A 26,027-nucleotide genomic window follows, 5' to 3' on the forward strand; every position below is an offset into this window, starting at 1 on the left:
GCGGGCTTCGCCAAGCGGCAAGTCAGCCGACCATCTACTCTCCCGATAGTTCGAGACGTCTCGCAATAGACGGGATCGCGTTCGGCCTTTCCAGACACAGGAACGCCGGCAAGACGATGTCTTGCCGGCGTTCGATGCTTGGGACCGGTCTTAGAAGCTGAAGCGTGCGCCGACCCGGACCGAGTAGAGCGAGAGGTTGGGCAGCAACGCGGCCCTCGGCTCGCTCGGCGACGAGTAGACGTAGCGACCGCAGGTGTTGGCACCAACCGCCTCGCAGGCAACCCGGATCGGGGTCTCCGTGTAGGGGAAGCCGAACTGGCGGAGCGAGCCCCACTTGTTGTTCAGCAGGTTGCCGAGGTTCTCGATGTCCGCGAAGAGCGAGAAGCGCGATGTCCCGATGAATGCCGGAACTTCCTGCTCGACGTGAAGATCGATCTTCGTGAACCAGGGCGAGCGGAACGCGTTACGCGGTGCGATCTTGCCCTGATACTTATTGAGCTTGCTAGTGGTGATCAGGTTTTCAAAGCGCGCCTGCGTAGCCGCATTGTCGTATCGTACCAACGGATCGCCGCCGACCGTCGGGACGTAGAGCAGGTTTCGCCCACCGACGCCGACGACACCGAACACCGCACTGCGACCCTGAGAGGGATCGAACGTCGTGTAGCTGAAGGGACGACCGCTCCGGGTTTCGCCGAACAGGGTCGCCGAGGTGTTGAAGTCGCCGAAGAAGGCTCGGACAAAGCTGACGTTGTATTTGACCTGATATTTGGTTTCTTCGTTCGACGTGCCGTAGGTCGCCTGATTGCTCCCGTTGAAGGCGCCGCTGTTGTAGTTCGAGCCTGCCGTCGACGAGGTGGCGGGGGCTTCGTCGGTTACATCCTGATACGTGAAGCTTGCACCAAAGCTGAGCCCGAGATCGAACGATTTTTCGAAGCGGGCGACGGCGACGTAGCTGCGGCCACGCTTTACGTTCGTCAACAGGATGTCCTGGTTGGTATCGGCAGCGAGGAGCGCGTCGGTCAGGCCGGCTTCCGCGATACGCCGGTAACGCTGGCGACCATCCGGGGTGAGCGAGCCGGGGATCGGCACCGACCGGATGTCGCGGAACGCGACCTGGTTGCGCACAGCCGAGTAAAGGAAGTCGACGCCGAAGTTCCACTTGTCACCAAGCGGGCCAAGATCGGCTGAATAGTCGGTCGACAGGGTGGCACGCCACTGCGACGGCAGCTTGAAGTTCGGATCGAGCGCATTCGTGGTCGCGGTCGTGGCGAGCGTCCCGTTCTGCAGCAGCGTACCTGCAGCCGGGGCGATGGCAGTGCCGTTGACGTTGGTCAGGATCGCCGAACCCTGCGCCGGCGTTGCGCCGGTGTAGGAGGTGGAGTTGTTGTTCTGACGGACGTCGATCGAATTGGTCAGGATGCCCGTGTTCGAGAAGCTGTTCGAAATATAGACGTCCGGCGCGCCGCCGGCGAAGATGCCGACGCCACCGCGGAACAAGAGGCGCTGCACCGGCTTGAAGTTGAAACCGATGCGTGGCTGGAACACACCGCGACCGTTGATGAAGCTGGTGTTGTCGAACCCGTAGCGTGCCAGGAAGTTCGGGTTCTGCCTCGCAGCGCTGTGGCCGCCAAACAGATCGTAGCGCGCACCGTAGGTGAGGGTCAGCATGTCGTTGACGCGCCAGTCGTCCTGGATGCCGAACGTGTAGGTCTGGTACCCGAACTGTGCTGCGGCGTCATTTTCGTTGAGCGTGGTGGCGTTCTGGTAGCGCAGACGCTGTGCGTTGCCGGCCGCGAAGTCGGCGATCGAGTCGAAGTAATAGTCGCCGGCCGAACGCTGCAGGAACTGGTTGAACGTGTCGTTGTCCTGATATTCCGCGAGGATCTTCAGTTCGTGACCGTTGAGCGTCAGGCGCGCCAGACCGGAGAAACCGTAGGTCTTGCTGGTCAGCGCGTTCGACTGGCGGGAGATGTCCGGACCGAACGAGACGGTAGGCACGCCGTTCGGGCAGACGGTCGACAGGGACGTAGTCGTCAAAGCCGAACCGGTCGCCGTGCCGCGATCCGAGGTCGGCGCGGTGCAGACCTGGAACTGACCGAAACCACGACCCAGGATCGGGTCCTGACCGCGCTTATAGTCCTTGTAGAAGCCGCGGATTTCGGTCGAGAACGTGTCGGACCAATCCGAGTTCAGCTGCGCGATGCCGGAGTGGAGGCGGTTGGAGGCGCGATAGCCGTTCGACCGAAGACCGAGCGACGGCGTCGCCGTGCTGGTCGACGAGTTCTGGCCGATCAGGATCGAGTCCTTGGTGTAGGTGTAGGTCAGCGAGGCGCGCTGCGTATCCGAAAGGTTCGCGTCAAGCTTGGCGACGACACGGTCGTCGCGATCGTCCGAGTTGCTGAGCACGCCGCCGGTTTCGTAACCGTAGCGGCTCTGTGCGATCTGGGTGACCTGATCGATCAGCGCGGTGGTGAGGTTCGGGATGCCGACGCCGGCGCCGCCGTCGCTTGCACCTTCGAAGATCGGCGTGCCGGCACGGATCCGTTCACCGGCAACCATGAAGAACAGCTTGTCCTTGATGATCGGGCCGGACAGCTGGACGCCGTAATCCTCGGACTTGAAGTTGGGGATGACGACCCGGCGGTTGCCGATCGTCTTGTCGCCGTTCAGTTCGTCGTTGGTCTGGCTGTAGAAGCCGGTGCCCTGGAAATCATTGGTGCCGGAGCGCAGCACGATGTTGATGGCGCCGCCCTGGAAATTGCCTTCGCGAATGTCGAACGGCGCGATCTTGACCTGGAACTGGCCGATGGCGTCGAGCGGCACGGGGCCGCGACGGCTTGGCAGACCATCCGGGTTCAGACCGAAATTGTCGGAAACCGCGACGCCGTCGACCGAGAAGCGGTTGAAGCGCGGGTTCTGACCGGCGAACGACACGGCACGGTTGTTGGCGAGATCGAGCGAGGCGAACGGATCGCGGCGGGCGAGATCGCGGATATCGCGGTTGATCGAGGCGACCTGAGCGATCTCGGTCCGGCTGAGCACCGTGCTGGGGCCCTGCGACACGCTGCTGGCGTTCGACGCGGAGGCGGTGATGACGACTTCTTCGCCCGCATCGGCGCTGTTCGCCGCGGTCAGGGTGATCGGAACCTCATAAGCCTGGCCGACGATGGTGAAGATGTCGGTGATGGTGGCATCGGTGTAGCCCGGCGCGCTGACAGCGACGCTGAACGGGCCGCCGACGCGCAGGCCGTTGGCGTTGAAGCTGCCCGACGCATCGGTCGTCAGCGTCGAGCGGGTGCCCGTCGACGGGTTGGCGACGACGACGGTCGCACCGGCAACCGGCGCGCCATTCGCGGTGACGGAACCGCGGATGATCGACGTGGTTTCCTGCGCATAGGCCGCCGGCGATGCGAGCGCGACGACCGCGCAGCCGATCAGAAACTTGTTCATGTGCGTGCAATCCCCAAGCATGTACGCGACATCTGCCAGTCTGGCTTCGACCCTGGCACCGTTCGCCTTGGCCCTTTGGCCTTAGGTTCCGAGCGATGCGGGCCGCGATGTGGCGCTGCAACGACACGGCCGGTAGCCGAGTCCGATGGGGTAACCAAGGCTTGTGAACGCGGCGTGATTCGCGGCAGGCCGGTCATACGACGCGATATATAAGTCTCGGAATGGCGGAAAAGCGGGACTTTTCAGGGCTGTCATTCCAGCGTCACATATTACGCTATGAGAGCAGGGTTGCGGCTCGGGCGGTCTGGTTCCACGATCAACTATCGAATATCCGAGGCTGTGATTTTCGCGCAACACACCGGGTCGGCTTTCCTCCTGTTGGCAGGGCTCTTCGGGCTGATCGTGGGTAGCCATCTTGCCACGATCGCGCTGCGCTGGCCGGTCGGGCGGTCGTCCGCCATGGGGCGTTCGGCCTGCGACGGATGTGGACGAACCCTGCGAATCGCTGAACTGGTGCCGCTGCTGTCCTGGCTGATACTGCGCGGGCGGTGCCGGCGGTGCAGTGCGCGGATCGATCCGCGTCATCCCGCCGTCGAGGCCGCTGCCGCCGGGCTGGCCGTGCTGATGGCCTGGACCCTGCCGCCGGCCGCCGCGATCGCCGGGATGGGGCTGGCGTGGACGCTGCTGCTGCTGACCGTGCTGGACCTGGACCATTATTGGCTGCCGGACCGGTTGACGCTGCCGTTGCTGGCGGGTGGTCTGGCGGTTGCGGCGGGGGGCGTCGGGCCGGACCTGACGGACCGGGCCATCGGCGCGGTGGCCGGCTGGGGGGTGCTGGCCGCGGTCGCGCTGATATATCGCCGGTGGCGCGGCCGGGACGGGCTGGGGGGGGGCGACCCAAAATTGTTCGGCGCGGTGGGCGCCTGGGTCGGGTGGCAGATGCTGCCGACGGTGCTGACGATCGCCAGCGTCACCGGGTTGCTGGTCGTGCTGGCGGGTGCGGTGGCGCGTCGGCGCATTTCGGCGGCGACGCAGATGCCGTTCGGGCCGTTGCTGGCGCTGGGGGCGGTCGTCGGCTGGGTGTGGGTCGGACGGTGAGGGCGCGCAACCCCCGATATCAGGACGCGACGGGGAAGCAGGCCGGTGCGCGCGACGCCGTGCAGATCCGGTTGGCGGCGGCACGATCCGCGATCGGCCCGAGTTGCAGGCGGACGACCGCGCCGGCCTTCTGATAGGTGGGCACGAGGTTCGCGAGGGCGGGCGAGCGCGCACGCAACGCGGTCCATGCGGTGCGCGCAGCCGCTTCGTTGCCGTAGGCGCCGACCTGAACGCGCCAGCGGCCACCGGCGGCCGGTGCCGCGGGCTTGGCTGCCGCGACCTTTGGCGCGACGGGTTTCGGTGCCGTTGGCTTTGCGGCCGGTGCGGGCGCGCGATCGGCGGTGCGGACCGGCACCGGTTTTGGAGTTGGGCGCGGTGCTGCTGGAGCCGGACGCCCGGTTCGCGATGCGGTGGCGACGCGCGTGGTGGCGGGCGGGGCGGACTTGCGCATGCCGGCGGCCAGCTTGAGGCCGCGGGCGCGCTCGGCCGCCGGGATGAACTGGTTCATCTGCTGCAGCGTGGCGGTGGCCTGCGGCAGGCCGGCGGCGGCGGACGCGGTCATCATCGCATAGGCGCGCGGCCAGTCCTTGGCGACATTCTCCCCGTTGAACAGCGCTGTGCCGTAGAGATATTGCGCGCGGGGATCGCCGCGGTCAGACGCCTTGGACAGCCAGGGGAGCGCGCCGACACGGTCGCCATTCTGGAACATGATGAGGCCAAGGTAGCCGCCGGCCTGTTCATGGCCCTGTTCGGCGGCCTTGCGATACCAGCTTTCCGCGATCCGCTGGTCCGCTGGAACACCGCGGCCGAGCTTGTAGGCTTGCGCCATGTTGAACTGGGCGTCGGCATCGCCGCGTTCGGCCGGACCGCGCCATGCGGCGATCGCGCCCGGATAATTGCCGTCCTGCCACAGATCGACCCCGCGTTTGACCACCGGATCGGCCGGAACCGGTTCGGGGGGCGCCGTGGGTGCGCGTGGCGCCTGCGCGACCGCGGCGGCGGCGGAAAGGGCGATCAGCGTCGCGGCAAGACGGGCAGGATGCATCGGATTCCCCGGAATAAGCGGCACGGCCAAGCGTTTCGCATAGCAGGGGCGCGGTTAACAGCCCGTTTGTCCGGGCCGCCCGCATGTCCGCCGGCCGGTCCTTAACGCTTTGTTCGCCTTCCGCAGCGCATGTTCCGGCGGAACGAAGGGGACGGACCTGTGCGCGACGTCAAGTCAGGACATGATGGTGCCGACGGACCCGGCGTGGCCGTGGATCGGCACAAGCCCGCGCCCCGCCGGCAATATCGTCTCGCCGCCGCCCCTGTCTGCTGGAAGGCATCCGCATGAATACCCGGTTTCTGAACCACGTCGCCGTCTGCGCGCTGGCCACCACGCTGCTGGTGGTCGGGTGCAAGCCGGGCGGCGAGGCGCGCGTCGCATCGGCATCGTCGCGGGCGCCGTCGGCGGGGAAGGTGGCGGCGCAGTTCGCGGCGATGGGCGAAACCGCGATGCGGAATCGCAACGGGTCACTGGCCGTGGCGATGGCGGAGCGCGCGGTTGTGTCGCAGCCGGGAAGTGCGCGATATCGCGCGCAGCTGGGCCAGTCCTATCTGCTGGCGGGTCGGTTCGCGTCGGCCATCGATGCGTTCCGCGATGCGGCGGCGGTGGCACCCGACGATGGCCGGGTGCTGCTTGGCATGGCGCTGGCGCAGGGGGCGCTGGATCGGCAGGCGGCGGCGCGCGCGTCGATCGCGGCGGCGGACGGCAGGATCGGTGCCGCCGATCGCGGCCTTGCATTGGCGCTGGCCGGCGACGGGGACGGCGCGATCGCGCTGCTGGAACCGGCGGCGCGAATGGCGGATGCGACGCCCAAGACGCGGCAGAACCTGGCGCTTGCCTATGCCCTTGCCGGACGGTGGGACGAGGCGCGCGCGGTCGCCGCACAGGACCTGCCGGCGGACGCGGTGGATGCGCGCATGCGGGCCTGGGCAGCGCTTGCCAAGCCGCAACCGCGCGTCGACCGCGTCGCGGCGTTCCTGGGCGTGACGCCTGCGGCGATCGACGCGGGCATGCCGACCCAGTTGGCGCTGGGGGGGCCATCGGTCGTGCCGGCCGTGCCGATGATCGCGACGCCTGCACCGGCACCCGTTGCGGTTGCGGCAGCGGACCCGGTTCCGGTGCGGGCGGTGATACGGGCCGCCCCCGAACCGGCGCCTGCGGCAGTGGCGATGGCGACTGGCGAGGTTCCGGAAGCAACGCTGCTGATCGCGCGGGCGGAGGATGACGTGCCGACGGCCGCGGCCAGGACACCAGCTACGCCTCCGGCGTTGCTGATGGAACGGCAGCCCGAGCCGGCGGCCATGCCGGAGCGCGTCCGCCGGCGGGTTGCGCCACCCGCGATGCTGATGCGGGCGGCCTATGTCGCACCGGCGCCGAAACGCGGGCAGTGGGCAGTGCAGCTAGGCGCATTTTCCAGCGGCCGATCGATTGAGGACGCCTGGGACAAGGTAAGCCGGACGGTGCATCCGGTGGCGGGCATGGTGCCGCTGTCGTCGACCGTCCGCACGCGCGGGACATTGTTCCAGCGATTGGCCGTCGGCGGGCTCGCCAGTCGCGCCGACGCGGTGGCGCTGTGCATGCAGGTGCGCGCGGCGCGCGGCGTATGTTTCGTCCGGACCACGGATGGCGAGGCGCCGGTGCGGATGGCGGATCGCAAGGTCGCCGCGACGAGACTGGCGTCGCGTTAGAGCGCGACCCGTAGCGGCTTGCGGTATCGACCTCGGCTCCGTTCGGCTTCGTGGCATCTTTCGAAGCCGCTTCTGCGGCGCATCCTACAGGACGCGGCCGCCCTTGATGACGGTGCGGACGCGGCCCTGGACGGGAAGGCCGTCGAAGGGCGTGTTGCCGGCGACCGCAGCCATCCGGTCGCCGCGGATCTGCCAGGGGGCGTTTTCGTCAACGAGGATCAGGTCGGCTTCCGACCCCGGGGCCACCGATCCACCGGGCAGGCCGAAACGCCGCGCCGGGCCGGCGGACAGCAGGTCGAACAGGCGGGGCAGCGTGATCAGCCCGTCGCGGACGAGGCCGAGCGAGAGGGTCAGCAGCGTTTCTGCACCCGCCATGCCCGGTTCCGATTCGGTGAAGGGCAGTCGCTTCTCCTCCGAACCGCGCGGATCATGGCCGGAACAGAGCATGTCGATCGTACCGTCCGCGACCGCGCGCCGCGCCGCCTGACGATCCGCCTCGCACCGCAGCGGGGGGGATAGCCGGGCGAAGGTGCGGAACGGGCCGATCTCCGTATCGGACAGGTACAGATGGGCCGGTGTGATGCCGCAGGTAACGGGCAGGCCGCGGGCCTTTGCCGCCCGGACCAGATTGAAGGCCGCGGCGGTCGTCAGCTGCCGGAAATGGATGGGCGCACCAGTCGCCTCGGCCAGCATCAGGTCGCGCGCGACGGCCATCGCCTCCGCGATGGCGGGGGCGGAGGGGAGGCCGAGCCGGGTCGCGGTTTCGCCGTCGGTGGCGACGGTGCCGCGGACCATGCCCTCGTCCTCGGCATGGGCGATTGTGACGAGGCCGAGTGCGGCCGCATAGCGCATGACGCGGTGCATTACGCGCGCATCCGCGATCCGCGCGCGTCCGGTGGAAACCGCGACCGCACCAGCCGCCGCCATCAGCCCGATTTCGGCAAGGTCGGTGCCGGCCAGCGCATGGGTGGCGGCGGCGATGGGATGCACCCACAATGCCGGTTTGCCGGCGGCGAGTGCGCGCTGGACCAGCGCGCCGTCGTCGATCGGGGGCGACTGGTCGGGCATCAGGGCGATGCGGGTGATGCCGCCGGCCGCGAACGCCGGCATGTCAATGGCGAAGCAGCCGATGTCGACGATGCCGGGCGCGATCAGGCTGCCGCGTGCATCCAGCGTTTCGGCACCGGGCGGCATGTCGATCATGCCGACCTCCGCGATGCGGCCATCGCGGATCAGGACGCCGCCGGGGATGACAGACCCCGCGACGGGATCGACCACACGACCGTTCAGGATGGCCAGGACGGTCATGCCCAGTCCGCGATCCCGCGGCGACCGCGGGTAAGAACGTCGAGGCAGGCCATCCGGACGGCGACGCCCATTTCGACCTGTTCCGTGATGGCGGACCGGTTAAGATCGTCGGCCACGCTGGACGCGATCTCGATGCCGCGGTTCATCGGGCCGGGATGCATGACGAGCGCATCGGGCTTGGCACGTTTGAGCCGTTCCGGTGTCAGGCCGTAGAGCGCGTGATATTCGCGCGGGGAGGGGACGAAGCCGCCGGCCATCCGCTCGCGTTGCAGGCGGAGCATCATGACCACGTCGGCCCCGGCGAGGCCCGCGTCGAAATCGGTATAGGGGCGCACGTTCATCCGTTCGATCGCGGGTGGCAGCAGCGTGGGCGGCCCGACGACGCGGACGTCGGCACCGAGCGCGGTGAGCGCCAGGATGTTGGAGCGCGCGACCCGGCTGTGCAGCACGTCGCCGCAGATCGCCACGACCTGCCCCGCGATGCTGCCGCGACGGCGGCGGATGGTGAGCGCATCGAGCAGGCCCTGGGTCGGGTGCTCGTGCTGCCCATCGCCTGCGTTCAGGACGGGGCAGTCGACCTTGTCGGCGATCAGCTGGACCGCGCCCGACGCATCGTGGCGGATGACGATGACGTCGGCGCGCATCGCGTTCAGCGTGACCGCGGTGTCGATCAGCGTCTCGCCCTTCTTCGTGCTGGACGTGGCGGCATGCATGTTGACGACGTCCGCGCCGAGCCGCTTGCCGGCGATTTCGAACGACAGGAGCGTGCGTGTGCTGTTTTCGAAGAAGGCGTTGATCTGGGTCAGGCCGGCGAGGCGGCCGTCATGCTTGGACGCGGCCCCGCGGTTAAGGGCGATCCAATGTTCGGCCTCGTCCAGCAGGAAGGTGATCTCATGCGGTTGCAGCCCCGCAATGCCGGTCAGATGGCGGTGCGGGAATATCGGATTGCCAGGGGGGGGATTGCCGGCGCGCGGGGGTGGGGCCGATCGGCGGGCGGCGGGCGGCTGTTCCATCGGCGGGCGGTGTAGCCCGGCGGGGCGGGTGGCTCAAGCCGTCCCGGTGTCCCCGTCGATTGGGTCGAGGCGCACCATGGTTGTCAGCCGGTCGATCGCGCCTTGCAGGATGTAGCTGGCGGCGAGCTTGTCGACCAGTTCGCGGCGGCGGGCACGGCTGGCGTCGGCGGCGATCAGCGTGCGGGTAACCGCGGCAGTCGACCAGCGTTCGTCCCACAGCAGGATCGGCAGGTCGAGCCCGTCGAGATTGCGGGTGAAGGCGCGGACCGACTGGGTGCGCGGCGAGTCGGTGCCGTCGAGACTGAGCGGCAGGCCGATGACGAGGCCCTTGGCGTTCTGTTTGGCCAAGACCGCCTTCAGCAGCGCGAGGTCGACCGCGAATTTCGTGCGGCGGATGGTTTCGGCCGGGCTGGCGATGTTCCACATGGCATCGCAGATCGCGATGCCGATCGTCTTGGTGCCGACGTCCAGCCCGGCCAGCCGCCCGCCATGGGGGATGTGATCGCGAAAGGCGAACGGATCCGTGGTGGCGATCATGACGGGTGGAACCGGGCCAGGCGGGTCGCGACGTCGGCCCGGATGTTGGCCCAGAACATGGCGTAGTCGAACACATGATAGTTGTTGCCGGGCAGGACGAACCGACCGAACCCTTCGGGTGCGGTCCCGACCGAGAGCAGCCCCTCCGGGCGGCAGGCGGCCGGTACGCGCCCGGCCACGATATCGGCACTGCCGAGCGCCGCGTCGGGAACCAGCGCGCCGCGGTTTGCGGCGGCGGGGGCGGTGCCGTCGCGCGTACCGGTCAGCGGGTTCGTGCACAGCATCGCGGTGCCGCGGCGTGGGCGGCCGGTGAAGCCGGTGGTCCGATCGTAGAGCGAAAGGATCTGCGACGGATCGGCCGGTTCGGCGAAACTCTGCCACGACAGGATGCAGCTGCTGTCGGTGGCAGTGGTGCAGGCGGGCAGGCCGAGCGCGGGGAGGTCCGCGGTGACCGACACCGGCCAGCCGACCACATAGGCCGCGACGATGCGGCGGGCGAGCAGGGTGCCGGCGACACGGTCGTGCAGCAGGCGGGTGAGGTGGAGCGAGCCCTGGCTGTGTCCGGCGAGGATGATCGGGGCGTCCGCCGGCACCTGCGCCATGAACGCGTCGAACGCGCGCAGGACATCGCGATAGGCGAAGTCGAGCGCGCGGGTGGCGTCGGCCTTGTCCGTCAGGAACGCGCCGATCGTCGCCTGTCGGTAGCGCGGTGCCCAGACCTGCGTGCTGCCGTTGAAGGCGCTCGCCTGGCTGGAGGCGAACAGGTTGAGCCGGCCGTTGGCGGCGGCGTCGGTCAGGTCACCGTTCCAGCGGCTGCGGTCGAGCGCGGTGGTGGGGGTGATGAAGAAGGTCTGCGCCTTCGGGGACTTGGCGAGGTCGTAGCCGGGTGCGGTCCAGCGCGATGGATCGTTCGCAAAGCCGGGGCGCGAGAGCCAGGCGGCGGGCGTCGCATAGTCGGGCGCGGAGGCATCGGATTGCGGCGTAAACGGCACGGTCGGGACAAGTGCTGCGGTCATCAGCTGTTTCTGGAACAGCGCCCAGCCGATGCCGGCGACGATGACCAGCGTGATGAGCGCAGCGATGACGTAGAGGAACTTGCGGACCACCGATGCGATCTCCGGCCGAGGGGTGCGACCGTGCCTAGCAGTCGCATTGCGCGTGCGCCACGGGACAGCGGCCTTGAAGCTATGCGGTCGCGGTGATAGCCGGACGGCCATGTCAATCGATGCCACCACCGTCCGCAAGATCGCCGGGCTAGCGCGCATTGCCGTCACCGAACAGGAGACGGCCGCGATGGTCCCCGAACTCAACAATATCCTCGGCTGGATCGAGCAGCTGGGCGAGGTCGACGTGACCGGCGTCGAGCCGCTTGCCGCGGTGATCCCGAACCATCTGCGGCTGCGCGACGACGTGGTCACCGATGGCGGCATCCGCGACGCCGTGCTGGCCAACGCACCGCAGGCCGAACATGGCTTCTTCGCGGTTCCCAAGGTGATCGAATGATGACGGACCTGACCGACCTGGGAATCGTGGAGCTGCGCGACGGGTTCGCCGCGGGCGACTTCTCCGCGCGTGAGGTGGCGACGGCATTCTCCACCGCGGTAAGTGCCGGCAAGGCGCTGAACGCGTGGATCGTCGAGACGCCGGAGCATGCGCTGGCGGCGGCGGATGCGGCTGATGCGGACCGTGTGGCGGGCACGCTGAAGCCGTTGTCGGGCGTTCCGCTGGGCATCAAGGATCTGTTCTGCACCAAGGGCGTGCAGACGACCGCGGCGAGCCACATCCTTGACGGGTTCGTGCCCGAATATGAGTCGACGATCACGTCGAAGCTGTTCGCGGCGGGCGCGGGGATGCTCGGCAAGCTGAACCTCGACCAGTTCGCGATGGGATCGTCGAACGAGACGAGCGCGTACGGCAATGTCGTGTCGCCGTGGCGGCGGGCGGGCAGCGATGTGGCGATGGCGCCGGGCGGATCGTCGGGCGGATCTTCGTCCGCGGTCGCGGCGCGGATGGCACCGGGTGCGACGGGCACAGATACGGGTGGTTCGATCCGCCAGCCGGCGGCGTTCGTGGGGATTTCGGGCATCAAGCCTACCTATGGCCGCTGTTCGCGCTGGGGCGTGGTGGCGTTTGCGTCGTCGCTCGACCAGGCCGGGCCGATGGCGCGATCGGTCCGCGATTGCGCCGCGTTCCTGGAACAGATGGCCGGGTTCGATCCGAAGGATTCAACTTCGCTCGACCTGCCCGTGCCCAAGTGGGAGGCGGCATTGTCCGGTGATCTTCGCGGCAAGCGGATCGGCGTGCCGAAGGAGTACCGTGTCGACGGGATGCCGGCCGCGATCGATGCGTTGTGGGAACAGGGCATCGCCTATCTCCGCGATGCGGGGGCGGAGATAGGCGACGTCTCGCTGCCGCATACGAAATACGCGCTGCCGACCTACTACATCATCGCGCCCGCCGAAGCGTCTTCCAACCTCGCCCGCTATGACGGCGTGCGGTACGGCGAACGTGAGTTGCCCGAGGGTGCGAACCTGCAGGAAATGTATGCCGCGACGCGGGCCGCGGGGTTCGGACCGGAGGTGAAGCGTCGCATCCTGATCGGCACCTACGTGCTGTCGGCGGGCTATTACGATGCGTATTATACGCAGGCGCAAAAGGTGCGGACGCTGATCGCGCGTGATTTCGAGCGGGCCTGGGGCGCGTGCGATCTGCTGCTGACCCCGACCGCACCGTCCGCCGCGTTCGCGCTGGGCGAGAAGTCGGACGATCCGCTGGCGATGTACCTGAACGACGTCTTCACCGTGCCGTCGTCGCTGGCGGGGTTGCCAGCGATGTCGGTGCCGGGCGGGCTGGATGCCGCCGGACTGCCGCTCGGGTTGCAGATCATCGGCAGGCCGCTGGACGAGCAGGGCGTGCTGAACGCCGGGCTGGCGATCGAGGAGCGCGCGGGCTTCACGGCGCGGCCGGGGGCCTGGTGGTAGGCGACGCCAGGTTTCGAAGGCGCAACGCCGAGACGCTGCGCGAGGCGCAGAATGCGCTGAACGTGGCGTTCGGGGCGATCCTGTCCGCCTATGTCGGCAATTCACTGGCGGATATCGACAATCGGCCGTTCGACCATGTCCGGCTGGCTGGGTTCTTCATCCTGATCGCGGTGTTCATCCTGGGGCTGTGCGTCAGCAACGTGATGATGATGCGCCGCGAATGGGCGCTGAGCGCATTCTTCCTGGGCGGAGGGCTGGTCGCCGCAGTCTTCGCGCACGAACTGGGGCGTGAGGTCGGGTTCGAGGTCGTGGTGCTGCGGATCCTGACGCTGTGCTGGGTGGTGGCGCTGCTCGGCAGCAACGCGATGCTGACGCTGATCGTGTGGCTGCACCACCGGTGGGGATAGTTTGTCGGGGTGCACGGTATGTGTTACCGTCGGTAACACTGGAAATTGCCATGAATATGCAGAATGATGTGCGGACCGTCACGCAGGTCAACATGACCAGCAAGGGGCAGGTGCTGATCCCGAAAGAAGTGCGTGACGCGCTGGGCCTCGTGCCGGGGCAACCTGTATCCGTTGGTATTAACGACCGAGGCGAGGCTGTGATCCTGCCCGAAAGAGGGGTGGAAAGCGCAGAACAGCGAAGTGCGCGGATTGGTGCTGCCATCGCCAGGCTCCGTGGCACGATCGACACCGGGTTCGCGACAACAGACGAATATATGGACTTTATCCGGCCGCACAGGCTGGACCCCGAATGACGTTCGTCGATACGAACATCCTCATTGATATCTTTCAAGACGATCTCGATTGGTGTCTCTGGTCGGCCGGGCGGTTGCAGGCGGCGACCGAGGCGGGACCGGTGATGATCGATGCAATCATCGTCGCCGAACTCAGCCGTAATTATCCATCGCTGGCGGATCTTATGGCACCCATCAAGGCGCTTTCGCTGGATATCGCACCGATCGATGCCGAGACGGCGCATATGGCAGGCCGGCGTTTTGCGGCCTACAGGAAACAACGGCCGGCGGGCGCGCCGCCACGGCCATTGCCGGACTTTTTCATCGGCGCCCATGCGATTACGCAGAGCGTGCCCTTGCTGACGCGCGACGCCAGCATCTACCGGACCTATTTTCCCGAACTCACCCTGATAACACCCGAGGACGAGCATGACTGACGCATCCCCCTACACCGTCAAGGGTGCCACCGGCGATTGGGAGGTCGTGATCGGGCTGGAGGTCCACGCCCAGATCACGTCGCAGGCCAAGCTGTTTTCCGGCGCGTCGACCGCGTTCGGATCGGAGCCGAACGCCAACGTCTCGCTGGTCGATGCGGCGATGCCGGGGATGCTGCCGACGCTGAACGCGGAATGCGTGCGGCAGGCGGTGCGGACCGGCATGGCGCTTGGCGCGCAGATCAATCGCCGGTCGCAGTTCGATCGCAAGAACTATTTCTACGCCGATCTGCCGCAGGGGTACCAGATCAGCCAGCTCTACCATCCGATCGTGGGTGAGGGCGTCCTGGAGATCGAGCCGGCCGATGCAGCACCGAAGCAGATCGGGATCGAGCGGATCCATATCGAGCAGGACGCCGGCAAGCTGATCCACGACCAGCATCCGACGCAGTCCTATGTCGACCTGAACCGGTCGGGCGTGGCGCTGATGGAGATCGTGTCGAAGCCGGACATGACGTCGCCCGAGGAAGCCGGGGCGTATGTGAAGAAGCTGCGCTCGATCCTGCGCTATGTCGGGTCGTGCGACGGAAACATGGACCAGGGATCGATGCGCGCCGACGTGAACGTGTCGGTGCGCCGGCCGGGCGAGGGGCTGGGCACGCGGACCGAGACGAAGAACGTCAATTCGGTACGCTTCGTGATGGCCGCGATCGAGCATGAGGCGCGCCGCCAGGTGGCGCTGATCGAGGAGGGCGGGACCGTGGTGCAGGAGACCCGGCTGTTCGATCCGGACCGCGGCGTCACCCGGTCGATGCGGTCGAAGGAGGATGCGCACGACTATCGCTACTTCCCCGACCCGGACCTTTTGCCGCTGGAGCTGAGCGAAGAGTTCCTCTCGGAATGCAAGGCGAGCCTGCCCGAACTGCCCGATGCGAAGCGCGCGCGTTATGTCGCGGCCGGGGTGCCGGTGTACAACGCCGCGGTGATCACGGCCGATGTCGAGACCGCGCGGTGGTTCGAGGCGCTGGTCGCGGCGAGCCCGAAGTCGTTCGAGGCAATCGCGAAGCCGGCGTCGAACTGGCTGATCTCCGACCTGTTCGGGGCGCTCAACCGGCTGGGGCGTGATATTGCGGACAGCCCGGTATCGCCACGGCAGGGCGGCGAGCTGCTGTCGCTGGTCGCGGACGGGACATTGTCCGGGTCGCTGGCCAAGCAGGTGTTCGAGATCATGCTGGAGACCGGCGAGGATGCCGGCGCGATCGTCGAGGCGCGCGGGCTGAAGCAGACGAGCGACACCGGCGCGATCGAGGCGGTGGTCGCCGGGATCATGGCGGCCAATGCGGACAAGGTGGCGGACTACCGTGGCGGCAAGGACAAGCTGTTCGGGTTCTTCGTCGGCCAGACGATGAAGGCGATGGGCGGCAAGGCGAACCCCGGCGTCGTGAACGATGTGCTGAAGACCATGCTGGGGTAGGTTCGGACGCTTTTCTAAGAAGGTTCGTCATCCCGGACTTGATCCGGGATCCAGAGTTTTAAGCGCTGCGCCTGGTGCCGTGGATCCCGGATCAAGTCCGGGATGACGATGGGCTGAAGCGGAACGATACCGAACCTAATGCGCGGCCGACGTGTCCGCCTCGCGCTTCGGGCGGGGGGCGAACCAGACGGTGATCGCCGCGACGAAGAATAGGCCCGCCGCCGCGAGGAAGACCTGATCGACCGCGAGCGTGGCGGCCTGCACCTCGACCAGTCGGTCGAGGACGGAGCGTGACTGGTCCGGGGTCATGCCGCCGGCTTGCAGGGTCGACAGCAGGCTGCCCGGATCGTTGAGCGTGGAGACGAGATCGCTGCGGTTCAGCCGCTCGCGCTGTTCCCAGATCGTCTGGGCAACCGACGCACCGATTGCGGCGGACAACGTTCGCAGGAAGCTCAACAGCCCGGCTGCGGACGTTGTCTCGCGCGGCAGGACCGAACCCAGTGCAAGTGTGGTGATGCCGATGAAGAAGAACGGCATGCCGAGCCCCTGCACGAGTTGCGGCAGGGCGAGCGTCCAGAAGTCGGACCCGGCCGTCCAGCGCGCACGCATGAGCGAGGTGGCGCCGAGCCAGACGATGCCGAAGCAGATGAGCAGGCGCACGTCCGCCTTGGGGATCAGCCGCGCGGCGATCGGTGACATGACCACAGCGAAGACGCCGACGAAGGCGGTGACATGGCCCGAACTGGTGGCGGTGTAGCCCAGCACCCCCTGCAGCCAGAGCGGGATGAGGACGATGGTGGCGAAGAAGGTGCCGAATGCGAGGGCCATGGTGACCGTCGCCATGCTGAAGCCCAGATGGCGGAAGATTCGCAGGTCGACGATCGGGTTCTTCTCGGTCAGTTCCCAGATGACGAATGCAACGAAGCCGACCGCCGCGACGATCGCGCCGCCGACGACGACCGGGGATGCGAACCAGTCATGTTCGCGACCGGTATCGAGGACGATCTGGAACGCGGCGACCCAGGTGACGAGCAGCGCCAGCCCGATGACGTCGATCGGTTGCCGTTCTGTGGGCGTTTCGAAAGCGCGCAGTTTCGGGACGGCGACCGTGAGGCAGACCGCCACGATCGGCACGTTGATGTAGAAGATCCAGGGCCACGACCAGTTGTCGCTGATCGACCCGCCTAGGATCGGCCCGAGGATCGGTGCGACGACGGTCGTCATCGCCCAGATTCCGAGCGCGACGGCCGCCTTGTCCTTCGGGAAGATGCGCAGCATCAGCGACTGCGACAGCGGCATCAGCGGGCCGCCGGACAGGCCCTGGAGGATGCGGAAGGCGATCAGCATCGACAGGCTGGACGACAGGCCGCACAGCATGGAGAAGAGCGAGAAGCCGCACAGGCCGAAGGTGAAGGTACGGACCGCGCCGAAGCGGTTGGCGACCCAGCCGGTCAACGGCACGCTGATCGCTTCTGCCACCGCATAGCTGGTGATGACCCAGGTGCCCTGCGTCGGCGATACGGCTAGGCCGCCGGCGATATGGGTGACCGAAACGTTGGCGACCGTCTGATCCAGCACGACGGTGAAATTGGCGAGGCCGAGCCCGACCGCGACGATCGCCAGCGTCGCACCGGTCAGCGCCTTCGGAGCCGTGCCGTCCGCCATCGTCAGCGGTCGAGGTGGACGGTGACGTCCATCGACAGGCCGACGCGGAGCGGATGGGCGGCCAGTTCGCGCGGATCAAGCGTGATGCGGAGCGGCAGGCGCTGCACGACCTTGATCCAGTTGCCGGTCGCGTTCTGCGCCGGGATGACCGAGAAGGCCGCCCCGGTCCCGCCCGCGAAACCCGCGATACGGCCGTGGAACACCACATCATCGCCGTAGAAGTCGGAGACGAGTTCCGCGCGCTGCCCCACGCGGACCTTGGCCAGCTGCGATTCCTTGAAATTCGCGTCGACATAGGCTTTGCCGACCGGGACGATCGTCATGGCGGGGGTGCCCGCGGCGACGCGTTGCCCGACCTGGACGTTGCGGCGGGCCACGATCCCATCGATCGGCGCGCGAATGACGGTGCGTTCCATGTCGAGCCGGACCTGATCCAGCCGGGCCTGCGCGGCGGCGACTTCAGGGTTGGAACGCGCGGTGGTGCCGTCGGTCAGCGCACGGTTCGCGGCAAGCTCCCCCTGCGCCGACGTGCGCGTCGACGCGGCCCGCCGGACATCGGCCGCAGCCTGCGCATAGGCGGCGGTGGCATCGGCGAAGGCGCTGCGGGCGCTGGTCAGTTCCTCGCCCGAGACCGCACCGGTAGGCGCGAGTTTCTGGCGGCGCTGGAGATCGATCCGCGCACGATCGAGGTTGGCCGCGGCCGCATCCAGCTTCGCGCGCGACTGGCTGATATCGGCGTCCCGCGCCGCGACGGTGGCGCCGAGCGCGGTGTTGTTCGCAGCGGTCTGGTCGTAACGCTGCCGCGCCTGTGCGAGCGACGCCTGCGCGGTCGCAAGGGCGATGCGGGCATCGGCCGAATCGATCGTCATCAGGATGTCGCCACGCCGCACCGGCTGCGTATCGGCGACGCGGACCGAGGTAACGGCACCGGCCACCAGCGGGGTCACCTGCGCCACGTCCGCGCCGACATAGGCATTGTCGGTGGTCACCCGGGTCGAACCGACGAGCAGATACCAGGCCAGCCAGGCGGCCAGCCCCAGGATCGTGACCACCGCGAGGATGAGGAGCAGGCGTTTGCGCCTGGACGGGGCGATGGCGGGGGCTTCGTCCGTGCTATCCTGCGACATCGACTGCGGCTGCTGCGTTGCTTGTGCCTCGGCCATCTATTTCTGTCCTTCGCGGTAGCCGCCGCCGAGTGCGCGGACGAGGGCGATATCAAGCATCAAAGCGCGCGCCCGTGCATCGACGAGCTGGCGACGACGGGTGAGCAGACGATCCTCGGCCGTCAGGACGCTGAGCCGGGCGGACAGGCCGCCTTCATAGCGTTGTCGCGCGATCGTGTAGGCGGCTTCCGCCCCCTGCAACGCGGCGGCCTGGTCGGCGATACGGCCATCGATCGCGTCGAGGCCCGCCGCGGCGTCGGCGACTTCGCGCAGCGCGGCGAGCACCGTCTGGTCGTAGGCGGCGATGGTCTCGTCATAGGTGGCGCCCGCATTCCGGTAGCGGGCGCGCAGCCGGCCGCCGTCGAAAATCGGGAGCGAGAAGGCGGGGCCGGCGGACCCGATCGACGAGCCCCGTTCGATCAACTGGCCCAGCCCCAGCGATTGCAGGCCGATCAGCGCCGACAGGCTGAGGTCGGGGTAGAAGCCGGCGCGCGCGACCTTGATGCGATCCGCGGCGGCCTCCGCGCGCAGGCGGCGGGCGACGATATCCGGCCGGCGGCCGATCAGCGCGATACCGGTATCGGCAGGCACGCGGCCGGCGGGCGGGGGCCGCAGCGTGGGTCGGGTAATGCGGAGGCCGCGGTCCGGCGTCGTGCCGACCAGATAGGCGAGCCGGTTGCGGGCCTGCGCGATGGATTCGTCCAGCTGGTTCAGGGCCGCGCGGGCGGCGGGCACGTCGCCCTCGGCCAGCCGCACCTCGCCCTGATTTTCCAGTCCGCCGGCCGCACGATCCGCCACCAGTCGGCCACTGTCGCTACGGATGCGCAACGCGGCCGCCGCGACATCACGTTCGGCGAACAGCATCGCCAGTTCGGCATAGCCATCGGCGATGGCGGTGGTGAGCGTCAGCGCGGCCTGATCCGCATCGACCCGCGCCGCCAGCGCATCCGACGTGGCAGCCGCAAGCGCGGCGCGGTTCCGGCCCCACAGATCGAGATCGAATCGCCCGGACAGCGCGATGCGGCCCGTGTCCTTGAACCCCTTCGGCACGAACTGGCGCGGGATGCCTAGATTGTAGCTTTGCTTGGTAACGCCGACGTTGCCGTCGGCAGTAAGGCTGGGCCGGTCGGCCGCGCCGGTTTCGTCGGCGATCGCCTCTGCCTGACGCAGGCGGGCGGCCGCGACCGCGACGTCCGGCGACCCGGCCAGTGCCTCCGCCATCAGCGAATCGAGCTGCGGATCGCCATAGACGCGCCACCAGCCGGCCCCCGGCCATGCGGCGGCCGCGTCGGTACGGGGCAGGACGGCGGCATCGATCCGCCGGGCCGTAGCGGCCGGCGGCACCGACGGCACGCTGGCGCAGCCGGCCACCGAAGCGAGACAGACGAGAGCGATACGGTACAGCCGAGCAGACATGAGCGCGCCTTTACGCGTTCGGCAGGCGATGGTCGATGGTATCGACCGTCATCATACCGTCTTTTCAACGTCACGGATCCGTGGTTCCATGCACGTATAAAATCCCGAACCGACGCGCGGACGCGGCGGATCGGGACATCATTCGTGAGGGGTGCGCGATGATCGGACGTTTGCGACTATGCTACCAGATCTTCGTCCTGCTGGCGGTCAGAAGGTAACCCGCATCGTCGCGCGCAGATCGCGACCGGCGAGCGGCGCATAATCCTTCAGGAAGCTCGCATGGCGGCGGGCAACCGTGTCGAAGATGTTGTTTGCCGACAGGACCAGCGTGGTGCGATTGCTGGCAAAGGGCTGTACTGTCACCGCCGCGTTCACCAGCGTGAAAGCATCCGTATTGGTTTCGAACGGCTGCGTGCGATCCTGCGCGTCGGACCATTCCACCTCGACCCGGGCGGAGCTGCGGGGGGCCTTCAGCTCGACCCCGCCCAGCAGACGGAGCGGCGGGATGCGCGGGGCGGGCCCGGACCCCACGATGCGCGCGCGGACATAGTCGGCGCTGCCGTCGGCGATCAGGTCATACTCACCGAACTTCGCCAGCGTGGCGCTCGCCTCGACTTCGAATCCGTAATATCGGGCCTTGGCCTGGTTGTACTGGAACACGGGCAGCTCGTCGCGAACCTCGCCGGTCTGGGTCTCGTATATATAGTTGTCGAACCAGCTGTGATAGACCGACGCCGACAGCGCGAACCGGTCGAACTTCGCGCGCGCCGTCCCTTCCAGGCCCCAGCTGGTTTCCTTTGCGAAATCGGGGCTGCCGACCTCGAACGATTGCGTGCCGGCGTGCGGGCCGTTGGCGAACAGTTCCTCGGCCGATGGGGCGCGTTCGGTGTGCGACCCGTTCAGGCCAAGGCGGATGCCGTCCGCCACGCCGATGCTGGCCCCCAGCGAACCGGAATAGGCGTCGTAGCGCCGGTCGAGCGCGGGATTGCCGAGCGTGTCGTTGGCGACCGCGGTCAGGATCGAATGTTCGTACCGACCGCCGGCTTCCGCCTTGATCGCGCCGATCGTGAATTCCTGGAGCGTGAACACGCCATATTGCTGCGTCTCGTTCTTCGGCAGGAAGGCTTCGTCGCCGACGACGTTGAAGTTGCGGATCATCATCTGGCCACCGACCGCGCCGCGCCAGCCGCCATGCTGCGCCTGGACGAGTTCGAGGCGCGCCTCGTAGCTGTCGTTGAAGAAGCGCGTGCCGACCTCGCCCGTGTCTTCGATCTCGGCATGTTCATAGTCGGCATGACCGGCGCGGAAGCGGATCTTTTCCAGCACGGTGCCGCCGGTATCGACCTCGGCGCGCATATCCTCGCGGGTCTGCTTCATCTTCAGGCGGACATTCTCGGCCTCGACCGCGGGGTCGAGCGAGAAGCGGACGGGCACGCCGTAGAAATTGTCGTAATGCGACACGGAAACACCGAAATTGCCGGTGTCGGTCACGATCGCGGCACCGCCGGCGACTTCCCAGGTTTCCGCAGCGGAGTTGGGCAGCCGGCCGCGCAATCCGGCCAGATCGCGAACGCCGGCATCGGTGCTGGCCGCGGCCTGCGCGCGCAACCCGGGGCTGAGCAGATAGCCGCCCGTCTCCAGATCGCCGGTCTTGGTATAGCTGCCGTCGACGTGGAACACGATCTTGCCGAGCAGCGGTGCCTCGATCGCGCCCGACGCAGACCGTTCGTTCGCGGCCGATCCGTAGCTGGCGAGCGCATCGATATGGACCGGTTCGTCGGGCACGCGGCGCGGAATGCGACTGTCGATGACATTGACGACGCCACCGATTGCGGACGAACCGTAGAGCAGCGCCGAAGGCCCGCGCAGCACTTCGATCCGGTCGGCAGTCAGCGGGTTGATGACGACCGCATGGTCGACCGAGGTATTCGAGACGTCGAAGCTGCCGATGCCGTCGGTCAGCACGCGGACGCGGTCGCCCTGGAACCCGCGGAGTACCGGGCGCGATGCGTTCGGGCCGAACGACGTGGCCGAGACGCCGGGTGTGCGGGCCAGCGTCTCGCCGATGGTCGGACGGATCTCGCGGACCAGTTCGGCCCCCGACAGGATCGTGACTCCCGACAGTGCACTGTCGGCATCGCGCGCGAAGGGTGCGGTGACAACGATGTTCTGCGGCGCATCATCGTGGAAGGCGGTGGCGGGGACGGGGGGCGCGGCGGCGAGCGCTGCAGCGGCGGTGGTGGTGAGCAGAGAGAGGATCATCGCGCTACGGTCCAATCAGGAAACAACGGCACGCGCTGCCTAAAGACGGTGTGATAGTATATCAACGCATTTGGTTTGGTATTGCTCGTGATTTGCCGCCGCTTTCGCATTCCGGTGGATGGCGGCGCACGATGGATGCGGCTATGTTGCACAAAACACACAGAGGAGAGGCTGCAATGAAGCTGGGATCGCTGAAATCGGGGCGTGACGGTCGACTGGTCGTAGTGAGTCGCGATCTGGCATGGTGCGCGGATGCGGGCCATATCGCGCCAACGCTGCAGGCGGCGCTGGACGACTGGGACCGGGTCGCGCCACTGCTGCGGAATTTGGCGACCGATCTGGCGCATGAGGCGATCCCGATGATGCGGTTCCACGAACGGGCGGCGGCGGCACCGTTGCCGCGCGCCTATCAGTGGGCGGACGGATCGGCCTATGTGAACCATGTCGCATTGGTGCGGCAGGCGCGCGGTGCGACGATGCCCGACAGCTTCTGGACCGATCCCCTGATGTATCAGGGCGGGTCCGATGGGTTTCTGGCGCCGCGCGATCCGATCCGGCTGGCGGACGAGGCCTGGGGGTGCGACCTAGAGGCGGAGATCGTGGTCGTGACGGGGGACGTGCCGCAGGGGACCGATGCAGTCGCGGCGCGCGACGCGATCCGGCTGGTCGGGCTGGTCAACGACGTGTCGCTGCGCAACCTGATCCCGGCGGAATTGGCGAAGGGGTTCGGCTTCGTCCAGTCGAAGCCTGCCTCCGCGCTGTCGCCGGTGTTCGTGACGCCGGACGAACTGGAGGGCGCGTGGAACGGCGGGAAGCTGTCCGGTGCGCTGAAGGTGGACCTGAACGGTCAGCCGTTCGGGCGGGCGGATGCGGGCGCGGACATGACGTTCGATTTCGGCGTGCTGATCGCGCATCTGGCGAAGACCCGCTCGCTGGTGGCGGGCACGATCATCGGCTCGGGCACCGTATCGAACCGCGGGCCGGACGGCGGACCGGGGCGGAGCGTGGAGGACGGCGGCGTCGGCTATAGCTGCATCGCGGAGGTGCGGATGGTCGAGACGATCACCGGCGGGGCGGCGGTGACGCCCTTCCTGAAGGTCGGCGACAGCGTGCGGATCGCGATGGAGGATGCACAGGGGCACCCGATCTTCGGGACGATCGAGCAGGTCGTGGAGGGGGTTTGAAGCTTCTTCTCCCTCCCCCCGGTGGGGGAGGGTTTCATCTGCTTCCGCTCACCGGCTTTGCAGTTCTTTCGCCAGGCCGCAGCGGCCGAAGGATTGGCTGTCGTCGCAGCGGCGGTCGCGGACGGCTTCGCTGGCGCGGCCGCGGCCGGTGGTGTCGCGGGCGTAGCGCGGGGTGCGCGGTTCGGAGATCGGATCGCCGTTCCAGGCGCGGTAGCGGTCCTTGGGACCGGGCGCGCAGACGATGATATCGTCGCTGTCGGCGGTGTTGCGCTTGCACATCGGCAGCGCGCTGGTGAGTTCGCGGTAGCGGCGCAGCGCTTCGTTCGCCGTGATCAACTGCCTGGCAGTGGGGGGTGGGGGCGTCAGCAGCACCGGGACCGGATTCGCGGCCAGCAGCGCAAGAACGAAAGCGAACATGGATCGCTTGTGCGTCAGCGCCGACACGAAGGCCAGAGGCTTTGCGGGCGGTCACATCTTGTTACAGGGATATGAAAAAGGGGGCGGCCCTTGGCAGGCCGCCCCCCGATCCTGTTCCGTCCCCCGGCTGGATCCCCACCTGCGCAGGGGTCCAGCCGGGTTGGACTTACTTGAGTTCGACGGTCGCGCCGGCTGCTTCGAGCTGGGCCTTGGCCTTCTCGGCTTCGTCCTTCGAAACGCCTTCCTTGACGGCCTTCGGAGCGGACTCGACGAGCGTCTTGGCTTCGGTCAGGCCCAGGCCGGTCATGGCGCGGACTTCCTTGATGACGTTGATCTTTTTGCCACCGTCGCCGGTGAGGATCACGTCGAACTCGGTCTTCTCTTCGACGGCCGGGGCAGCGGCGCCGGCAGCGGCCGGTGCAGCAGCAGCGGCGGCAGCGGAAACGCCCCACTTCTCTTCGAGCAGCTTCGAAAGCTCGGCTGCTTCGAGGACGGTCAGTGCGGACAGGTCTTCAACGATCTTGTTCAGGTCAGCCATGATATTCTCCGTGGCGGGCGCGTGCCCGCATAATGTTCAAACGAGAAAGCGCTCTTCAAGCGGCTTCTTTTTCCGCATAGGCGGCAAGCACGCGCGCGATCTGCGCGGCCGGCTCCTTGACGACGCGGGCGATCTTGGTCGCAGGTGCCTGCACCAGACCGATGATCTTCGCGCGCAGTTCGTCGAGCGACGGAAGCTCGGCAAGCGCCTTGACCCCATCGATGTCGAGCAGCGTCCCACCCATCACGGCGCCCACGATTTCCAACTTGTCGTTGGTCTTCGCGAACTCAACGATCACCTTGGCCGGGGCCACGGGATCGGTGGATGTGCTGAGCGCCGTCGGGCCGACCAGCAGGTCGGACAGATCGGCATAGGGCGTGCCTTCAAGCGCGATGCGGGCAAGCTTGTTCTTGGAAACCCGGTAGCTGGCGCCCGCTTCGCGCATCCTGTTCCGCAGCACAGTGGACTGTGCGACGGTCAGACCAAGATTCTTGGTCACGACGACGACCTGGGTCGTGTCGAAGATGCTCTTCAGTTCGGCAACCAGTCCGGCCTTTTCAGCCCGATCCATAGTTACACTCCATTCACATGGGTCCCGAAACATCCGGGACCCGGTTTGAACCACAGGACCGATACGCCGTCCTGCGGCTGTCCGTGGGGGGAGTGACTGGATCGGCACGGGGCCGATGGCAGACCCGCCTGCCGCGATGGCAGGACGGTAATACTCTTCCCCGTCTTGGCGGGAGATTAAGCAACCCGGAGGTCGCACCCGCTGTCTCGGACGGTACAGTCCCGAGTCCTTGACGGACCCGGGAGGGAAAGGGGCTTCTACTTTTCTTTTCGCAGGATGCAAGAAAAGAGAAGAAGAAGCCCCTCTCCCCTCCCTCTCCCCCGAGGGGAAGAGGGAGAAGGCAGATCAGACGCCGGCGATTTCGGCGACGTCGACCTTCACGCCCGGGCCCATGGTGGAGGAGACCGCCACCTTCTGGAGGTACTTGCCCTTGGCGCCGGTCGGCTTGGCCTTCACGATCGCATCGACGAACGCGTCGAAGTTGGCGCGCAGATCTTCGGCCGGGAACGATGCCTTGCCGATGCCGGAGTGGATGATCCCGGCCTTTTCGACGCGGAATTCGACCTGGCCGCCCTTGGCAGCCTTGACCGCTTCACCGACGTTCATGGTCACGGTGCCCAGCTTCGGGTTCGGCATCAGGCCCTTGGGACCAAGCACCTTACCGAGGCGGCCGACGAGACCCATCATGTCCGGCGTCGCGATGCAGCGATCGAAATCGATCGTGCCACCCTGAACCTGCTCAAGCAGATCCTCGGCACCGACGACTTCCGCGCCGGCAGCGCGGGCTTCGTCGGCCTTGGCGCCGCGGGCGAACACGCCGACGCGGACGTCCTTGCCGGTGCCCTTGGGCAGCGTCACCACGCCGCGGACCATCTGGTCGGCGTGACGCGGATCGACGCCGAGGTTCAGCGCGACTTCGATCGTCTCGTCGAACTTGGACGTCGCGTTGGTGCGGGCCATCGCGATGGCCTCGTCAACGCCGTACAGCTTCAGGACGTCGACGGCCTGTGCCATCGCCTTGTTCTTCTTGCTCAGCTTGGCCAT

The 26,027-nt window shown here is 67.4% G+C and carries 23 protein-coding genes; 9 read left to right on the plus strand and 14 right to left on the minus strand.

Features of this window, described 5'->3' with window-relative positions; translation table 11 throughout:
• Positions 1-150 precede the first annotated feature (150 nt).
• A complete protein-coding gene (locus tag BKY59_RS16245; RefSeq protein ID WP_076073177.1) occupies positions 151-3,450 on the minus strand; it encodes a TonB-dependent receptor in 3,300 nt (1,099 codons plus the stop codon).
• 378 nt (positions 3,451-3,828) lie between these two features.
• Between BKY59_RS16245 and BKY59_RS16250 the strand changes: the two genes are divergently transcribed.
• A complete protein-coding gene (locus BKY59_RS16250) occupies positions 3,829-4,548 on the plus strand; it encodes a prepilin peptidase (protein ID WP_240500153.1) in 720 nt (239 codons plus the stop codon).
• A 19-nt stretch (positions 4,549-4,567) separates the two neighbouring features.
• Here BKY59_RS16250 and BKY59_RS16255 read toward each other — a convergent pair whose 3' ends face one another.
• Complete coding sequence (locus BKY59_RS16255) at positions 4,568-5,593, minus strand: SPOR domain-containing protein (protein ID WP_076073178.1); 1,026 nt, start codon at positions 5,591-5,593, stop codon at positions 4,568-4,570.
• Between the two features lie 284 nt (positions 5,594-5,877).
• On the opposite strand from BKY59_RS16255, the gene BKY59_RS16260 reads away from it, so the two are divergent.
• Positions 5,878-7,281, plus strand: a complete 1,404-nt coding sequence (locus tag BKY59_RS16260; protein ID WP_076073179.1) for an SPOR domain-containing protein — start codon at positions 5,878-5,880, stop codon at positions 7,279-7,281.
• An 84-nt stretch (positions 7,282-7,365) separates the two neighbouring features.
• Here BKY59_RS16260 and BKY59_RS16265 read toward each other — a convergent pair whose 3' ends face one another.
• Genes BKY59_RS16265 through BKY59_RS16280 form a run of 4 tightly spaced genes read right to left on the minus strand, consistent with a single transcriptional unit; the run spans position 7,366 to position 11,245 of the window.
• Entirely contained in the window at positions 7,366-8,589 is a 1,224-nt protein-coding gene (locus BKY59_RS16265) for a dihydroorotase (protein ID WP_076073180.1), read from the minus strand.
• On the minus strand, positions 8,586-9,602 hold the full coding sequence (locus BKY59_RS16270; protein ID WP_076073181.1) for an aspartate carbamoyltransferase catalytic subunit: 1,017 nt from the start codon (positions 9,600-9,602) through the stop codon (positions 8,586-8,588). The genes BKY59_RS16265 and BKY59_RS16270 overlap by 4 nt, the downstream gene beginning before the upstream one ends.
• A gap of 33 nt (positions 9,603-9,635) precedes the next feature.
• Positions 9,636-10,139 carry a Holliday junction resolvase RuvX gene (ruvX, locus tag BKY59_RS16275; RefSeq protein WP_076073182.1) on the minus strand — a complete coding sequence of 168 codons (504 nt, stop codon included), beginning with the start codon at positions 10,137-10,139 and terminating at the stop codon, positions 9,636-9,638.
• On the minus strand, positions 10,136-11,245 hold the full coding sequence (locus tag BKY59_RS16280) for a DUF3089 domain-containing protein (RefSeq protein WP_076073183.1): 1,110 nt from the start codon (positions 11,243-11,245) through the stop codon (positions 10,136-10,138). The genes ruvX and BKY59_RS16280 overlap by 4 nt, the downstream gene beginning before the upstream one ends.
• A gap of 109 nt (positions 11,246-11,354) precedes the next feature.
• Here BKY59_RS16280 and gatC point away from each other — a divergent pair, with 109 nt between their 5' ends.
• Genes gatC through gatB form a run of 6 tightly spaced genes read left to right on the plus strand, consistent with a single transcriptional unit; the run spans position 11,355 to position 15,767 of the window.
• A complete protein-coding gene (gene gatC / locus BKY59_RS16285) occupies positions 11,355-11,642 on the plus strand; it encodes an Asp-tRNA(Asn)/Glu-tRNA(Gln) amidotransferase subunit GatC (protein ID WP_076073184.1) in 288 nt (95 codons plus the stop codon).
• A complete protein-coding gene (gatA, locus tag BKY59_RS16290) occupies positions 11,642-13,120 on the plus strand; it encodes an Asp-tRNA(Asn)/Glu-tRNA(Gln) amidotransferase subunit GatA (protein ID WP_076073338.1) in 1,479 nt (492 codons plus the stop codon). The genes gatC and gatA overlap by 1 nt, the downstream gene beginning before the upstream one ends.
• Positions 13,114-13,527 carry a hypothetical protein gene (locus BKY59_RS16295; RefSeq protein ID WP_206362096.1) on the plus strand — a complete coding sequence of 138 codons (414 nt, stop codon included), beginning with the start codon at positions 13,114-13,116 and terminating at the stop codon, positions 13,525-13,527. Before gatA ends, BKY59_RS16295 begins: the two co-directional genes overlap by 7 nt.
• A gap of 50 nt (positions 13,528-13,577) precedes the next feature.
• Positions 13,578-13,880 (plus strand): AbrB/MazE/SpoVT family DNA-binding domain-containing protein, encoded by a 303-nt coding sequence (locus BKY59_RS16300; protein WP_076073185.1) that lies wholly within the window; start codon positions 13,578-13,580, stop codon positions 13,878-13,880.
• Positions 13,877-14,296 (plus strand): type II toxin-antitoxin system VapC family toxin, encoded by a 420-nt coding sequence (locus BKY59_RS16305; protein WP_076073186.1) that lies wholly within the window; start codon positions 13,877-13,879, stop codon positions 14,294-14,296. The genes BKY59_RS16300 and BKY59_RS16305 overlap by 4 nt, the downstream gene beginning before the upstream one ends.
• Entirely contained in the window at positions 14,289-15,767 is a 1,479-nt protein-coding gene (gene gatB, locus BKY59_RS16310) for an Asp-tRNA(Asn)/Glu-tRNA(Gln) amidotransferase subunit GatB (protein WP_076073187.1), read from the plus strand. Before BKY59_RS16305 ends, gatB begins: the two co-directional genes overlap by 8 nt.
• A gap of 135 nt (positions 15,768-15,902) precedes the next feature.
• Here the strand turns inward: gatB and BKY59_RS16315 are convergent, their stop codons facing one another.
• The 4 genes from BKY59_RS16315 to BKY59_RS16330 form a co-directional block, all read right to left on the minus strand.
• The gene (locus BKY59_RS16315) at positions 15,903-17,432 is read right to left on the minus strand and encodes a DHA2 family efflux MFS transporter permease subunit (RefSeq protein ID WP_076073188.1); all 1,530 of its coding nucleotides are present in this window, start codon (positions 17,430-17,432) and stop codon (positions 15,903-15,905) included.
• A 2-nt stretch (positions 17,433-17,434) separates the two neighbouring features.
• Positions 17,435-18,595 carry an efflux RND transporter periplasmic adaptor subunit gene (locus tag BKY59_RS16320; RefSeq protein WP_076073189.1) on the minus strand — a complete coding sequence of 387 codons (1,161 nt, stop codon included), beginning with the start codon at positions 18,593-18,595 and terminating at the stop codon, positions 17,435-17,437.
• Positions 18,596-20,011 carry an efflux transporter outer membrane subunit gene (locus BKY59_RS16325; protein WP_076073190.1) on the minus strand — a complete coding sequence of 472 codons (1,416 nt, stop codon included), beginning with the start codon at positions 20,009-20,011 and terminating at the stop codon, positions 18,596-18,598. It lies immediately after the preceding gene.
• Positions 20,012-20,218: 207 nt separating this feature from the next.
• A complete protein-coding gene (locus tag BKY59_RS16330) occupies positions 20,219-22,273 on the minus strand; it encodes a TonB-dependent receptor (RefSeq protein ID WP_129586440.1) in 2,055 nt (684 codons plus the stop codon).
• A 176-nt stretch (positions 22,274-22,449) separates the two neighbouring features.
• Here BKY59_RS16330 and BKY59_RS16335 point away from each other — a divergent pair, with 176 nt between their 5' ends.
• Positions 22,450-23,457 (plus strand): fumarylacetoacetate hydrolase family protein, encoded by a 1,008-nt coding sequence (locus tag BKY59_RS16335; protein WP_076073192.1) that lies wholly within the window; start codon positions 22,450-22,452, stop codon positions 23,455-23,457.
• A gap of 48 nt (positions 23,458-23,505) precedes the next feature.
• Here the strand turns inward: BKY59_RS16335 and BKY59_RS16340 are convergent, their stop codons facing one another.
• The 4 genes from BKY59_RS16340 to rplA all read right to left on the minus strand — a co-directional run bounded on the left by BKY59_RS16340 (position 23,506) and on the right by rplA (position 26,027).
• Entirely contained in the window at positions 23,506-23,874 is a 369-nt protein-coding gene (locus BKY59_RS16340) for a hypothetical protein (protein ID WP_129586441.1), read from the minus strand.
• Positions 23,875-24,040: 166 nt separating this feature from the next.
• The gene (gene rplL, locus BKY59_RS16345) at positions 24,041-24,412 is read right to left on the minus strand and encodes a 50S ribosomal protein L7/L12 (RefSeq protein WP_076073194.1); all 372 of its coding nucleotides are present in this window, start codon (positions 24,410-24,412) and stop codon (positions 24,041-24,043) included.
• Positions 24,413-24,467: 55 nt separating this feature from the next.
• Positions 24,468-24,983 (minus strand): 50S ribosomal protein L10, encoded by a 516-nt coding sequence (gene rplJ, locus BKY59_RS16350; RefSeq protein WP_076073195.1) that lies wholly within the window; start codon positions 24,981-24,983, stop codon positions 24,468-24,470.
• Positions 24,984-25,328: 345 nt separating this feature from the next.
• A complete protein-coding gene (gene rplA / locus BKY59_RS16355) occupies positions 25,329-26,027 on the minus strand; it encodes a 50S ribosomal protein L1 (RefSeq protein ID WP_076073196.1) in 699 nt (232 codons plus the stop codon).

This window comes from Sphingomonas montana (genome assembly GCF_001956315.1).
GTDB classification, from domain to species: Bacteria; Pseudomonadota; Alphaproteobacteria; order Sphingomonadales; family Sphingomonadaceae; genus Sphingomonas_R; species Sphingomonas_R montana.

Coding starts and splice junctions, on each gene's coding strand:
- BKY59_RS16315 (WP_076073188.1), bottom strand. CDS start 17,432: ATGGCGGACGGCACGGCTCCGAAGGCGCTGACCGGTGCGACGCTGGCG.
- BKY59_RS16270 (WP_076073181.1), bottom strand. CDS start 9,602: ATGGAACAGCCGCCCGCCGCCCGCCGATCGGCCCCACCCCCGCGCGCC.
- BKY59_RS16305 (WP_076073186.1), top strand. CDS start 13,877: ATGACGTTCGTCGATACGAACATCCTCATTGATATCTTTCAAGACGAT.
- BKY59_RS16300 (WP_076073185.1), top strand. CDS start 13,578: ATGAATATGCAGAATGATGTGCGGACCGTCACGCAGGTCAACATGACC.
- gatB (WP_076073187.1), top strand. CDS start 14,289: ATGACTGACGCATCCCCCTACACCGTCAAGGGTGCCACCGGCGATTGG.
- rplL (WP_076073194.1), bottom strand. CDS start 24,412: ATGGCTGACCTGAACAAGATCGTTGAAGACCTGTCCGCACTGACCGTC.
- BKY59_RS16320 (WP_076073189.1), bottom strand. CDS start 18,595: ATGGCCGAGGCACAAGCAACGCAGCAGCCGCAGTCGATGTCGCAGGAT.
- rplJ (WP_076073195.1), bottom strand. CDS start 24,983: ATGGATCGGGCTGAAAAGGCCGGACTGGTTGCCGAACTGAAGAGCATC.
- BKY59_RS16325 (WP_076073190.1), bottom strand. CDS start 20,011: ATGTCTGCTCGGCTGTACCGTATCGCTCTCGTCTGTCTCGCTTCGGTG.
- ruvX (WP_076073182.1), bottom strand. CDS start 10,139: ATGATCGCCACCACGGATCCGTTCGCCTTTCGCGATCACATCCCCCAT.
- BKY59_RS16335 (WP_076073192.1), top strand. CDS start 22,450: ATGAAGCTGGGATCGCTGAAATCGGGGCGTGACGGTCGACTGGTCGTA.
- gatA (WP_076073338.1), top strand. CDS start 11,642: ATGACGGACCTGACCGACCTGGGAATCGTGGAGCTGCGCGACGGGTTC.
- BKY59_RS16265 (WP_076073180.1), bottom strand. CDS start 8,589: ATGACCGTCCTGGCCATCCTGAACGGTCGTGTGGTCGATCCCGTCGCG.
- BKY59_RS16245 (WP_076073177.1), bottom strand. CDS start 3,450: ATGAACAAGTTTCTGATCGGCTGCGCGGTCGTCGCGCTCGCATCGCCG.
- rplA (WP_076073196.1), bottom strand. CDS start 26,027: ATGGCCAAGCTGAGCAAGAAGAACAAGGCGATGGCACAGGCCGTCGAC.
- BKY59_RS16340 (WP_129586441.1), bottom strand. CDS start 23,874: ATGTTCGCTTTCGTTCTTGCGCTGCTGGCCGCGAATCCGGTCCCGGTG.
- BKY59_RS16255 (WP_076073178.1), bottom strand. CDS start 5,593: ATGCATCCTGCCCGTCTTGCCGCGACGCTGATCGCCCTTTCCGCCGCC.
- gatC (WP_076073184.1), top strand. CDS start 11,355: ATGTCAATCGATGCCACCACCGTCCGCAAGATCGCCGGGCTAGCGCGC.
- BKY59_RS16260 (WP_076073179.1), top strand. CDS start 5,878: ATGAATACCCGGTTTCTGAACCACGTCGCCGTCTGCGCGCTGGCCACC.
- BKY59_RS16330 (WP_129586440.1), bottom strand. CDS start 22,273: ATGATCCTCTCTCTGCTCACCACCACCGCCGCTGCAGCGCTCGCCGCC.